Genomic DNA, 13,025 nt, shown 5'->3' with positions numbered 1-13,025 from the left:
GGCCATGAAAAAGGCGCCCGTGGGCGCCTTCATTCATTGCGGTGTCACTCAGCCAATGGCTTTGGAGGCCAGCCAGAACAGGCCGGCCGCCAGGCCCATCGAGGCAGGCAGGGTCAGGACCCATGCCAGCAGGATGGTCTTCACAGTACCGCCTTGCAGGCCACTTTTGTTGGCGACCATGGTGCCGGCCACGCCGGACGACAGCACGTGGGTGGTCGATACCGGCAGGGCGAATACGTTGGCCATGCCGATGGCGCAGGCTGCGGTGATCTGTGCCGACATACCTTGGGCATAGGTCATGCCTTGCTTGCCGATCTTCTCGCCTACGGTCAACACGACGCGCTTCCAGCCCACCATGGTGCCCAGGCCAAGGGCCAGGGCGACGGCCACGATCACCCAGAACGGGGCGTATTCGGTAGTGGCGGTGAGGTCTTTGCGCAGCTTTTCAAGGTCGGATTTTTCACGGGCGTCCAGGCCTGGCAGCTTGCCAACCTTCTTCGCAGTGTCATCCAGGCACAACAGGTAGCGGCGTACTTCAACGCGCTTCTCGGCATCGAGGCTGTGGTAGTCCGTCACGCCCTTCAGCGAGGTCTGCAGCGCAGCAATGGTCGGTTCGGTCTGCTGTGGGTTGCAGCTGAACTGCTCCGGCAGATCGCTGGCCTTGGCCTTGCCCAGTGCCAGGAACTCGCCCAGGGTGGCGGCGTTGCGCTGGTAGAACTGGCTCATGTGCAGCGTGGCGTCGCGAGTACGCTCGATCTGGTAGGTAGTGCTGTTCAGGTCGAGTACGAACTTGGCCGGGACAATACCGATCAGCACCAGCATGATCAGGCCGATGCCTTTCTGGCCGTCGTTGGAGCCGTGCACGAAGCTCACACCCATGGCGGAAACCACCAGGACCAGACGGTTCCAGAAGGGCGGGTGCTTCTTGTCGTCGAGCTTGCGGCGCTGTTCCGGGGTCTTGTGCATCTTCGACAGCGGGCGCCACCATTTCAGGCCGATCAGCACCAGGGCAGCAACGGCGAAGCCGGCCATTGGCGAGACCACCAGCGACATGGCGATATCGATCGCTTTCTGCCAGTTGACGCCGTCGCCCAGCGGAATGTCGTTGATCAGGGCGTTGGCCAGGCCGACGCCGAGAATGGAGCCGATCAGCGTGTGCGAACTGGAGGCGGGGATGCCAAAGTACCAAGTGCCCAGGTTCCAGGTGATGGCCGCGGCCAGCAACGAGAAGACCATGGCCAGGCCGTGTCCGGTGTTCACATTGATCAGCAGCTCTACCGGCAACAGGTGCACGATGGCATAGGCCACCCCTACACCGCCGAGCAGAACGCCAAGGAAGTTGAACACGCCGGAGAAGAACACGGCGAGGTGCGGTGGCATGGCTTTGGTATAGATGACGGTAGCTACCGCGTTGGCGGTGTCATGAAAGCCATTGATGAACTCGAAGGCGAGTACGAAGGTCAAGGCGAGCAGCAGGCTCACCAACACCCAGGCATCCAGTCCGCTGAATAAATCGATCATGAAGGTTGTCTGGCGGGTCATAGGGGGGCGGGATTATGCCAGAAAACCTTTGCAATCGATGCACTTGCAACAGACAGATGACAGCCTTCATGGTGCAAGCGTGTCGTGCAGAGGGGGGCGTTCAGTGGGGTAAATGGCGGCTAAAAGTCGAAAATCATAGCGAAAAATGGCCTAAATGTTGAGAAATGTCCATTTCGCAAAATTTCAAACGGCCGTATGAAATTTGTGTAATTCCATTTCATCATCGGCCAGACAGTAAAGATCGACCTCGCCCGGGCTGACCGGGCGACGACGCGCAGGGGCCCCGAGACTCAGGGGTTGTCGCTGCGCAGTTCTTTTTCGATGCGTTCCAGTTCCTGGCTGAAGGCCTGGTCGCGAACGCTGGCACGCTTGCGCCAGGGTTTGCGTTCCGGATCCGGTTGTGCGGCGTAAGTGGTGACTTCGCCACCATAAACATCCTTGTAACGTTCAGCCTGGCGCTCGAGTTCCGCGCGCAGTTCATCTTTCGTCACGTGCAGTACCTGAAAAAAAGTGTAATGACTGTTGTCATGCATTGTGCCACATGCATATTGCCTTGCTGGCCGCAACGGCTTGATAAAGCGGAAGGTTCTATGACCACGGTAAGCGGAGGGCCTGCGCAATCGATTATAGCAACCGATAATTCGCCGAACATCGTTAATTTACTCAACCCTGACATCATCTGGCGTAACTAGCAGGATGTGTCCGCGAACAGTTGGGACCTTTCGTACAAGTTTGAAAGGATTGACGGATAGAAGTTCGCTGCATTGTCAGGGCAGGCCGTAATGAAAAACGGCCTCGCCCGAAAAGGCGAGGCCGTTGCCTGGGGACTTCTACGGTGGGTACCTGACCAGTCTCTCCAAAGAAGCCACAAGTGGCATGGGAAAGGTATAAGCAAACGTGTCGGCGGTCAATTGCGATTATCGGCCGTTTGTTCGATAATCGCACGAACGGGTGTTTTTTTTGAGGTGTGCGATGAGTGACGAAACCCTGGGCAACGATTCCGCCAATCCGGAGGTGGCGCGGCCTGCTTCGACGGCCATGGCGCCGCCGATCGTGGCGTCCCCGGCCAAACGCATCCAGGCCTTTACCGGTGACCCTGACTTCATGACCTCACTGGCGCGTGGCCTGGCCGTGATCCAGGCATTCCAGGAGCGCAAGCGTCACCTGACCATCGCCCAGATCAGCCACCGTACCGAAATCCCTCGCGCAGCCGTGCGCCGGTGCCTGCACACGTTGATCAAGCTGGGTTACGCCACCACCGACGGGCGTACCTATTCGCTGCTGCCCAAAGTGCTGACCCTGGGGCATGCCTACCTGTCGTCGACGCCGCTGGCAATTTCTGCCCAGCCGTACCTGGATCGCATCAGCGACCAGTTGCATGAGGCGGCCAACATGGCCACCCTCGAAGGTGACGACATCCTTTATATAGCCCGCTCGGCCACGGTCGAGCGGCTGATCTCGGTCGATCTGTCGGTGGGTGGGCGCCTGCCGGCCTATTGCACGTCGATGGGGCGCATTCTGCTGGCGGCCATGGACGACACCAGCCTGCGTGAGTACCTGGAACGTGCCGACCTCAAGGCGCGCACCAGCCGTACCCTGAATGACCCTGAGTCGTTGTTTGCCTGCATCCAGCAGGTGCGCGCCCAAGGCTGGTGCGTGGTGGACCAGGAACTGGAACAGGGGCTGCGATCGATTGCAGTGCCGGTGTACGACGCTTCGGGGCAGGTGTTGGCTGCGTTGAATGTAAGTACCCATGTCGGGCGGGTGACCCGCAGTGAGTTGGAGCAGCGGTTCTTGCCGATTTTGCTGGCAGCCAGCCGGGACCTTTGCCATCAGTTGTTTGGTTGAGACCGCAGGGAGCACTTTGCGGCCCCGGATCAGAACAGGCAAAACCGTTTCTTGTGCGATAAACGCACAGTGTCGTGCCGGGTGAATTGCTTCACCTCGGCCCGCTGATTAATGTCTCTCGCAACGGTCGGCTAGCCGACCGAACAAGAAAAACACAAGAGGCACTTACTCATGAATACTGTCACCTCGCTGCTGCGGCCGCACCCGCATGCAGTACCGTTGTATCCAGGCTGACCCAGGCCCTTTACCCCAATCATCGCCCTTGTACCGGTTGCCCGCGTGCAATGGCCTGACTGTGCCCCACATTCTGGATAACAATAATGAACCAAGCGCAAACCAACGTCGGCAAAAGCCTCGACGTTCAGTCGTTCATCAATCAGCAGCCGCTGTCCCGCTATCAGTGGCGGGTCGTGCTGCTGTGCTTCCTGATCGTCTTCCTCGATGGCCTGGACACCGCTGCCATGGGTTTCATCGCCCCGGCACTGTCGCAAGAGTGGGGGATCGATCGCGCCAGCCTTGGACCGGTCATGAGTGCCGCGTTGATCGGCATGGTGTTCGGCGCCCTGGGCTCCGGGCCGCTGGCTGACCGCTTTGGCCGCAAGGGCGTGCTGGTGGGGGCGGTGCTGGTGTTCGGTGGCTTCAGCCTCGCCTCGGCCTATGCCACCAACGTCGACCAGTTGCTGGTGTTGCGCTTCCTGACTGGCCTGGGCCTGGGTGCAGGCATGCCCAACGCCACCACGCTGTTGTCCGAATACACCCCGGAGCGCCTCAAATCGCTGCTGGTGACCAGCATGTTCTGTGGCTTCAACCTGGGCATGGCGGGTGGAGGCTTCATTTCCGCCAAGATGATCCCGGCCTACGGCTGGCACAGCCTGCTGGTCATCGGTGGCGTGCTGCCGTTGCTGCTGGCGCTGGTGCTGATGGTCTGGCTGCCGGAGTCGGCGCGGTTCCTGGTGGTGCGCAACCGCGGCACCGACAAGGTGCGCAAGACCTTGTCGCCAATCGCGCCGCAAGTGGTGGCCGAGGCCGGCAGTTTCAGCGTGCCGGAGCAAAAGGCGGTGGCTGCACGCAACGTGTTCGCGGTGATCTTCTCTGGCACGTACGGCTTGGGTACCGTGCTGCTGTGGCTGACCTATTTCATGGGTCTGGTGATTGTCTACCTCTTGACCAGCTGGCTGCCAACCCTGATGCGTGACAGTGGTGCGAGCATGGAACAGGCCGCATTCATTGGCGCGCTGTTCCAGTTTGGCGGAGTGCTAAGTGCAGTCGGCGTGGGTTGGGCCATGGACCGTTTCAATCCGCACAAGGTGATCGGCATTTTCTATCTGCTGGCCGGGGTGTTCGCCTACGCAGTGGGGCAGAGCCTGGGCAACATCACCGTGTTAGCCACGCTGGTACTCGTCGCCGGTATGTGCGTGAACGGTGCGCAGTCGGCAATGCCATCGCTGGCGGCACGCTTCTATCCCACCCAGGGCCGGGCCACGGGTGTATCGTGGATGCTGGGTATTGGCCGCTTTGGTGCGATTCTCGGGGCCTGGAGTGGCGCCACGCTGCTGGGCCTGGGCTGGAACTTCGAGCAGGTGCTGACGGCGTTGCTGGTGCCGGCGGCGCTGGCGACCGTGGGTGTGGTCGTCAAGGGGCTGGTCAGCCACGCTGACGCGACCTGAGGGCGAGGGCCGCGTTGCGGCCCATTTGCAGCACAAGGCTGCTCCGGCAGAGCGGCGTTGTGCTGCGATCAGGGCGCACAGCTGCCCTGGATAGCCGCGCAACAAATGGTTCGTTAATCGCACAGATAGTCGATTATCGGATTGTAAGGTACCTACCAGTCTCCTTAATCTGGGTTCACCGAAGCACCCTGACCAGGAGCCTCCAAATGCCACGCGCAGACCATTTCCGAACCCACCCCAATCGAGCTGTCCACCATGTGTGACCTCGACGCCCGTACCGCCGCGGCCCATGGCCAGCTGGCAGGAGAAGCCTGATGCACGACGTATTCATCTGTGATGCCATCCGTACCCCGATCGGCCGCTTCGGCGGCGCCCTGGCCAGCGTACGGGCCGACGACCTGGCAGCCGTGCCGCTGAAGGCGCTGGTAGAGCGCAACCCAGGCGTGCAGTGGGACCAGGTAGACGAAGTGTTCTTTGGTTGCGCCAACCAGGCCGGTGAAGACAACCGCAACGTCGCCCGCATGGCGTTGCTGCTGGCCGGCCTGCCGGAAAGCATCCCGGGCGTCACCCTGAACCGCCTGTGTGCATCGGGCATGGATGCCATCGGCACCGCTTTCCGCGCCATCGCCAGCGGCGAGATGGAACTGGTGATTGCGGGTGGCGTCGAGTCGATGTCGCGCGCTCCGTTCGTCATGGGCAAGGCTGAAAGCGCCTATTCGCGCAACATGAAGCTGGAAGACACCACCATTGGCTGGCGTTTCATCAACCCGCTGATGAAGAGCCAGTATGGTGTGGATTCCATGCCGGAAACCGCCGACAACGTGGCTGACGACTATCAGGTTTCGCGTGCTGACCAGGACGCGTTCGCCCTGCGCAGTCAGCAGAAGGCTGCCGCTGCGCAGGCTGCCGGCTTCTTCGCCGAAGAAATTGTGCCGGTGCGTATCGTTCACAAGAAGGGCGAAATCATCGTCGAACGTGACGAACACCTGCGCCCGGAAACCACGCTGGAGGCGCTGACCAAGCTCAAACCGGTCAACGGCCCGGACAAGACGGTCACCGCCGGCAACGCCTCGGGCGTGAACGACGGTGCTGCGGCGATGATCCTGGCCTCGGCCGCAGCGGTGAAGAAACATGGCCTGACCCCGCGTGCCCGCGTTCTGGGCATGGCCAGCGGCGGCGTTGCTCCACGTGTCATGGGCATTGGCCCGGTGCCGGCGGTGCGCAAGCTGACCGAGCGTCTGGGGGTGGCGGTAAGTGATTTCGACGTGATCGAGCTTAACGAAGCGTTTGCCAGCCAAGGCCTGGCAGTGCTACGTGAGCTGGGTGTCGCTGACGATGCGCCACAGGTAAACCCTAATGGCGGCGCCATTGCCCTGGGCCACCCGCTGGGCATGAGCGGTGCGCGCCTGGTGCTGACTGCGCTGCACCAGTTGGAGAAGAGTGGTGGGCGTAAAGGCCTGGCGACCATGTGTGTGGGTGTCGGCCAAGGTCTGGCGCTGGCCATCGAGCGGGTTTGACCTGTACCGGCCTCTTCGCGTGCAAGCCAGCTCCCACAGGGATCCACGCAATCCCCTGTGGGGGCTGGCTTGCCCACGAAGAGGCCTGTCCTGTGAGACATAAGGCCAATTGCCAGCCAGATAGCGGAACGAGTGTGTTACCAGGTATGTCTAGATTTACCTAGTACCCACCAGGAGTAAAACCCTCATGACCTCAACCTATTACACCGGCGAAGAGCGCAGCTCGCGCATCTTCGCTATTGTCGGTGCCTCGTCAGGCAACCTGGTGGAATGGTTCGATTTCTACGTCTACGCCTTCTGCGCGATCTACTTCGCCCCAGCCTTCTTCCCCTCCGACGACCCCACCGTGCAACTGTTGAACACGGCGGGTGTATTTGCCGCAGGCTTCCTGATGCGCCCCATTGGTGGCTGGATCTTCGGCCGTCTCGCCGACCGTCATGGTCGCAAGAATTCCCTGATGATCTCGGTGCTGATGATGTGCTTCGGCTCCCTGATGATCGCCTGCCTGCCCACCTATGCCAGCATCGGCACCTGGGCCCCGGCGCTGCTATTGCTGGCCCGGCTGATCCAGGGCCTGTCGGTAGGAGGCGAATACGGCACCACGGCCACCTACATGAGTGAAGTGGCCCTGCGTGGGCAGCGTGGTTTCTTTGCTTCGTTCCAGTACGTCACCCTGATCGGCGGCCAGTTGCTGGCGGTACTGGTCGTGGTGATCCTGCAACAGCTGCTGACTGAAGATGAACTGCGGGCCTGGGGCTGGCGCATTCCCTTCGTGGTGGGGGCCATCGCCGCCCTGATCTCGCTGATGCTGCGCCGTTCGCTGCACGAGACCAGTAGCGCCGAAGCCCGTAATGACAAGGATGCAGGTTCGATCGGTGGCCTGTTCCGCAATCACGCAGCGGCGTTCATCACGGTGCTTGGCTACACCGCTGGTGGCTCGCTGATTTTCTATACTTTCACCACCTATATGCAGAAGTACCTGGTCAACACTGCGGGCATGACAGCCAAGAACGCCAGCTACGTGATGACCGGGGCGTTGTTTCTGTTCATGGTGGTGCAGCCGTTCTTCGGCATGTTGTCCGACCGCATCGGTCGGCGCAATTCGATGCTGCTGTTTGGTGCGCTGGGTACCCTGTGCACAGTGCCGCTGCTGATGGCACTGAAAACCGTGACCAGCCCGATCATGGCCTTCGTGCTGATCAGCCTGGCCCTGTGTATCGTCAGTTTCTACACCTCGATCAGCGGTCTGGTGAAGGCTGAGATGTTCCCGCCACAGGTGCGGGCACTGGGTGTGGGCCTGGCCTATGCGGTGGCCAACGCAGCATTCGGCGGTTCGGCCGAGTATGTGGCCTTGGGCCTGAAGAGCCTCGGGATGGAAAACACTTTCTACTGGTACGTGACGGCGATGATGGCGATTGCCTTCCTGTTCAGCCTGCGCCTGCCGAAGCAGGCGGCGTACCTGCACCATGATGATTAAGGACGCTGCATGAGCAACCAACTGTTCGACGCCTATTTCACCGCGCCGGCCATGCGCGAGATTTTCTCCGACCGTGGCCGCCTGCAGGGCATGCTGGATTTCGAAGCAGCGCTTGCCCGTGCCGAAGCCTCTACCGGTTTGGTCCCGCACAGCGCGGTGGCGGCCATCGAGGCGGCCTGCCAGGCCGAGCGCTATGACGTTGGCGCGCTGGCCAATGCCATTGCCACCGCGGGTAACTCGGCAATTCCGTTGGTGAAAGCGTTGGGCAAGGTGATCGCCACTGGCGTGCCTGAAGCTGAGCGCTATGTGCACCTCGGGGCCACCAGCCAGGATGCGATGGACACCGGTCTGGTTCTGCAGTTGCGCGATGCTCTGGACTTGATCGAGGCCGACCTCGGCAAGCTGGCTGATACCCTGTCGCAGCAGGCGTTGAAGCATGCCGATACGCCACTGGTGGGGCGTACCTGGTTGCAGCATGCTACCCCGGTGACCCTGGGCATGAAGCTGGCCGGTGTACTGGGCGCTTTGACCCGCCACCGTCAGCGCCTGCAGGAATTGCGCCCGCGCCTGCTGGTCCTGCAATTCGGCGGTGCCTCGGGCAGCCTGGCGGCCTTGGGCAGCAAGGCGATGCCGGTGGCCGAAGCGCTGGCCGAACAGCTCAAGCTGTCCCTGCCCGAACAGCCCTGGCACACCCAGCGTGACCGCCTGGTGGAGTTTGCCTCGGTACTGGGCCTGGTTGCCGGCAGCCTGGGTAAGTTCGGTCGCGATATCAGCCTGCTGATGCAAACCGAGGCGGGGGAGGTGTTTGAGCCTTCTGCGCCGGGTAAAGGTGGTTCTTCGACCATGCCACACAAGCGCAATCCGGTGGGGGCCGCCGTATTGATCGGTGCCGCAACCCGCGTGCCGGGTCTGCTGTCGACGCTGTTCGCGGCCATGCCCCAGGAGCACGAACGCAGCCTGGGCCTATGGCATGCCGAGTGGGAAACCCTGCCGGATATCTGCTGCCTGGTCTCTGGCGCCCTGCGCCAGGCTCAAATGATTGCCGAGGGCATGGAGGTGGATGCCGCGCGCATGCGCCGTAACCTCGACCTGACACAAGGTCTGGTGCTGGCCGAAGCGGTGAGCATCGTCCTTGCCCAGCGGCTGGGGCGCGACCGTGCCCACCACCTGCTGGAACAATGCTGCCAGCGCGCGGTGGCCGAACAGCGGCACTTGCGTGCCGTGCTGGGTGACGAACCGCAGGTCAGCGCCGAGCTGTCTGGCGAAGAGCTCGATCGCCTGCTTGACCCTGCCCATTACCTGGGCCAGGCGCGCGTCTGGGTGGCGCGCGCCGTGTCCGAACATCAACGTTTCACTGCCTGAAGGAGACCGCTGTGGCGCATTTGCAACTGGCTGATGGCATTTTGAATTATCAGATCGATGGCCCGGAAGACGCCCCGGTGCTGGTCCTGTCCAACTCGCTGGGTACCGACCTGGGCATGTGGGACACCCAGATTCCGTTGTGGAGCCAGCACTTCCGGGTGCTGCGCTACGACACCCGCGGTCACGGTGCATCGCTGGTCACTGAAGGCCCTTACAGCATCGAACAGCTGGGCCGAGACGTGCTGGCCCTGCTCGATGGCCTGGACATCCAGAAGGCTCACTTCGTCGGCCTGTCGATGGGTGGCCTGATCGGCCAGTGGCTGGGCATCAATGCAGGTGAGCGCCTGCGCAGCCTGACCCTGTGCAACACGGCCGCCAAGATCGCCAACGACGAGGTGTGGAACACCCGTATCGACACTGTGCTCAAAGGTGGCCAGCAGGCAATGGTCGACCTTCGGGATGCCTCCATCGCCCGCTGGTTTACACCGGGCTTTGCCGAGGCGCAGGCGGAGCAGGCTCAGCGTATCTGCCAGATGCTGGCGCAAACCAGCCCGCAAGGCTATGCCGGCAACTGCGCAGCGGTACGTGACGCTGATTATCGTGAGCAACTGGGCCGCATCCAGGTGCCCGCGCTGATCGTTGCCGGTACTGAAGACGTGGTGACCACCCCTGAGCATGGCCGCTTCATGCAGGCCGGTATCCAAGGTGCCGAGTACGTCGACTTCCCGGCGGCGCACCTGTCCAACGTCGAGATTGGCGAGGCCTTCAGCCGTCGCGTGCTCGATTTCCTGCTGGCTCACTGAGGACAACGCCATGGACGAGAAACAACGTTACGACGCTGGCATGCAAGTGCGCCGCGCAGTGCTGGGCGATGCCCATGTGGACCGCAGCCTGGAGAAGCTCAACGACTTCAATGGCGAGTTCCAGGAAATGATCACCCGCCACGCCTGGGGTGACATCTGGACCCGCCCGGGGCTGCCGCGCCATACCCGCAGCCTGATCACCATCGCCATGCTGATCGGCATGAACCGCAACGACGAACTGAAGCTGCACCTGCGTGCGGCGGCCAACAATGGCGTGACCCGCGACGAGATCAAGGAAGTGCTGATGCAGAGCGCGATCTACTGCGGCATTCCGGCGGCCAATGCCACGTTCCACCTGGCTGAGTCGGTGTGGGATGAACTTGGCGTAGAGTCGCGCCAGTAAATCGTGTTCGCGGGCAAGCTCCTTGCCACAGGTCCTGCATAACCCTGCAGACCTGTGGCAGGGAGCTTGCCCGCAATGGCCCTTACACCGACGCCTTTTTCTCCCGCATGGCAACCGGGCCGGCTTTGGTTTCCACGGCATGCTTCAGTGTCGGGCACAGGCCCAGCATGAACGCAGCTTCCGCCACCACGAACAATGGCCCGATGATCAGGCCGCTCACATCGTCGACAAATGCCGGTTTGCGGCCTTCGTAGTAGTGGCCGATGAACTGGATGATCCAGCCCACCACGAACGCCCCCAGCCCGGCGCCGAGCCATAGTGTTGTCGACTGCACTGCCAGCGCCTCACCGACCCACAGGCATAGGCCCAGCAACAGCCCCATCACCAGCCCGAAGCGCAGGTCCAGGCGCAGGTAGAACCACACCGACGCCGCCGCTGCCAGCAGGGCGGGGGACAGCCAGATGCCAGCTATCTCCCAGCCTGGACGTGACAGCAGGATGGTGACTGCCAGCACGATCATGGGGATGCCGATGAAGTGGGTGAAGATGTTGCGCGGGTCGCGGTGATAGTTGGCGTATTGGCTCAGGTGGTCGACGAGGGTTTTCATTGTTGTGCCTCCCTGTTCAGCTTGGTTTCACCTGTAGCGGATAGTGATCAGGATAGCCTGCAGTCGCCACTATCATCATCTCAGCGAATGGCGGCAGCTCGCACTGGCAAATTCATGGCAGGGTTTTATTCAGCTGTAGCAAATCATGCCCTCAAAGAAGGTGCATGAATGTTTATAGCTTTAGGTCACTTGAGGGGCATCTGGCCTCTTCGCGTGTTCATCCGCGAAGAGGCCATTTGATTCACAGAAGGTTCAGCGGGTAACTCACAATCAAGCGATTCTCATCGAACGCGTTGGTGCTGAAGTCGCGACGCATGGTCGAGTTGCGCCATTTCACCGACAGGTCCTTGAAGCTGCCCGACTGCACCACATAGGCCAGCTCTGTTTCCCGCGCCCATTCCTTGCCATCGTCCACGCTGCCCACGGTGACGTTTTCACCCTTGATATAACGGTTCATCAGGGTCAGGCCGGGTACGCCGACGGCGGCGAAGTTGAAGTCATGGCGAACCTGCCAGGAACGCTCCTTGGCATTGTCGAAGCTTGAATTGTAACTGTCGTTGGCCAGGCTACCGCCACTGGTGCCATTGACCCGCATCCAGGCGTCATCGCCGCTGACCTTCTGCAGGCCAACGTAAAAAGTGTGGCCTTGGTAGCGCGCTGAAAGCAGGGCGGAGGCGGTGCGGTTGTCCAGCTTGCCGGCACGTTCGGCGCCATCTTCCTTGCCGATGAAGTAGCCCAGGTTGGCGCCCAGCGTCCAGTCGCCCAGCGGTTGGCTGTGCGTCAGGTTGAGGTACTGCTGGCGGTAGATGTCCTTGAGCTGGGCATCCCACAGGCCGATCATGGTGCGCTTGTCGTTGAAGCTGTACTCACCGCCGCCAAAGTTGAAACGGTCGGAGGTGAAGGCAGCTTTGCCGTTGAGCGACATGTCTTCCATGCTGGCATCGTTGCGCGGGCTATTGCCGCGGAACTGGCCGGCGTACAGGGTCAGGCCGGCGATTTCCCTGGAGGTCAGTTGACCACCGCGGAAGGTTTGCGGCAACGAGCGACCATCATCTGAACGCAGGATTGGCAGTACCGGCATCCATTCACCGACTTTCAGCTCGGTTTCGGACAGCTTGGCTTTCAGCGCCACACCCAGCCTGCCGAAGTCATCGGCCGGGCGCCCGTCGTCATGCACAGGTAGCAAGTGAGTGTTGGTGGTGCCTCTGCCGCCGTCGAGCTTGACCGAGTACAGCCCCAGTACGTCCACGCCGAAGCCGACCGTGCCCTGGGTGAAACCGGAGCGGGCATCGAGGATGAAGCTTTGCGTCCATTCCTCGGCCTTGCCCTGTGGGTGGGCCGGGTCGACGAAGTTGCGGTTGATGTAGAAGTTGCGCAGGTTGAGGGTGGCCTTGGCGTCCTCGATGAAACCACCTTCGTTGGCGGCGAACACGGGGAGGGCGCAGGACATGGCCAGCAGGCCGGGCAGCAGCTGGCGTGCGGGTAGCGAAATGCTCATCTGTCGTGAATCTCTTGTTTTTATGGTCGAGCCAGTGCACTGCGGGATCGGGCCTGCAGGTGCGGGTGTTTTTTGATGAACTTGGGCAACGTTGCGTGGGGGGGATGGTGCGGGGTTGTGCGGGGGTGAGGCAATTCGCCGCAAACGGAACGGGGCGATAATCGAACGGAATGTTCTGGTTGGTTAATAAGTCTCCTGTGCTGGCCTCTTCGCGGGTAAACCCGCTCCTGCAACGGCTTGCGCCCAACCACCGATATGTGTCCACCACACGATCCGTGTAGGAGCGGGTTCACCCGCGAAT

Annotated in this window: 11 protein-coding genes and 1 pseudogene; 8 read left to right on the top strand and 4 right to left on the bottom strand. The window is 61.5% G+C overall.

Features of this window, described 5'->3' with window-relative positions; all coding sequences use genetic code 11:
- Positions 1 to 48 precede the first annotated feature (48 nt).
- The gene (locus ACF8GF_RS17875; protein ID WP_003251935.1) at positions 49 to 1,521 is read right to left on the bottom strand and encodes an inorganic phosphate transporter; all 1,473 of its coding nucleotides are present in this window, start codon (positions 1,519 to 1,521) and stop codon (positions 49 to 51) included.
- A gap of 311 nt (positions 1,522 to 1,832) precedes the next feature.
- Positions 1,833 to 2,033, bottom strand: coding sequence for a hypothetical protein (locus tag ACF8GF_RS17870; protein ID WP_003251937.1), 201 nt, complete (start codon positions 2,031 to 2,033; stop codon positions 1,833 to 1,835).
- 547 nt (positions 2,034 to 2,580) lie between these two features.
- Here ACF8GF_RS17870 and pcaR point away from each other — a divergent pair.
- From pcaR to pcaC, 8 genes and pseudogenes are all read left to right on the top strand, one after another.
- Positions 2,581 to 3,390 (top strand): pca regulon transcriptional regulator PcaR, encoded by an 810-nt coding sequence (pcaR, locus tag ACF8GF_RS17865; RefSeq protein WP_033723735.1) that lies wholly within the window; start codon positions 2,581 to 2,583, stop codon positions 3,388 to 3,390.
- A gap of 320 nt (positions 3,391 to 3,710) precedes the next feature.
- Positions 3,711 to 5,057, top strand: coding sequence for an MFS transporter (locus ACF8GF_RS17860; RefSeq protein ID WP_019752479.1), 1,347 nt, complete (start codon positions 3,711 to 3,713; stop codon positions 5,055 to 5,057).
- Positions 5,058 to 5,276: 219 nt separating this feature from the next.
- A pseudogene (locus ACF8GF_RS17855) lies at positions 5,277 to 5,372 on the top strand (CoA-transferase subunit beta); the annotation flags it as partial.
- Entirely contained in the window at positions 5,369 to 6,574 is a 1,206-nt protein-coding gene (pcaF, locus tag ACF8GF_RS17850; protein ID WP_176682793.1) for a 3-oxoadipyl-CoA thiolase, read from the top strand. The pseudogene ACF8GF_RS17855 and the gene pcaF, both read left to right, overlap by 4 nt.
- 187 nt (positions 6,575 to 6,761) lie before the next feature.
- Positions 6,762 to 8,051, top strand: a complete 1,290-nt coding sequence (locus tag ACF8GF_RS17845; RefSeq protein ID WP_176682640.1) for an MFS family transporter — start codon at positions 6,762 to 6,764, stop codon at positions 8,049 to 8,051.
- Between the two features lie 9 nt (positions 8,052 to 8,060).
- Entirely contained in the window at positions 8,061 to 9,413 is a 1,353-nt protein-coding gene (locus ACF8GF_RS17840) for a 3-carboxy-cis,cis-muconate cycloisomerase (RefSeq protein WP_392460430.1), read from the top strand.
- 11 nt (positions 9,414 to 9,424) lie between these two features.
- On the top strand, positions 9,425 to 10,216 hold the full coding sequence (gene pcaD, locus ACF8GF_RS17835; protein ID WP_392460429.1) for a 3-oxoadipate enol-lactonase: 792 nt from the start codon (positions 9,425 to 9,427) through the stop codon (positions 10,214 to 10,216).
- A gap of 10 nt (positions 10,217 to 10,226) precedes the next feature.
- A complete protein-coding gene (gene pcaC, locus ACF8GF_RS17830) occupies positions 10,227 to 10,619 on the top strand; it encodes a 4-carboxymuconolactone decarboxylase (RefSeq protein WP_010952489.1) in 393 nt (130 codons plus the stop codon).
- 82 nt (positions 10,620 to 10,701) lie between these two features.
- Here the strand turns inward: pcaC and ACF8GF_RS17825 are convergent, their stop codons facing one another.
- Together ACF8GF_RS17825 and ACF8GF_RS17820 are read right to left on the bottom strand one after the other, a co-directional pair.
- Positions 10,702 to 11,226: a DUF962 domain-containing protein gene (locus ACF8GF_RS17825; protein WP_176682643.1), complete on the bottom strand. Its 525-nt coding sequence runs from the start codon at positions 11,224 to 11,226 to the stop codon at positions 10,702 to 10,704.
- Between the two features lie 241 nt (positions 11,227 to 11,467).
- A complete protein-coding gene (locus ACF8GF_RS17820) occupies positions 11,468 to 12,724 on the bottom strand; it encodes an OprD family porin (RefSeq protein ID WP_103463025.1) in 1,257 nt (418 codons plus the stop codon).
- Positions 12,725 to 13,025 lie beyond the last annotated feature (301 nt).

This window comes from Pseudomonas sp. yb_5 (genome assembly GCF_043103865.1).
GTDB lineage: Bacteria > Pseudomonadota > Gammaproteobacteria > Pseudomonadales > Pseudomonadaceae > Aquipseudomonas > Aquipseudomonas putida_Y.
This window is presented reverse-complemented; position numbering and strand designations above follow the sequence as displayed.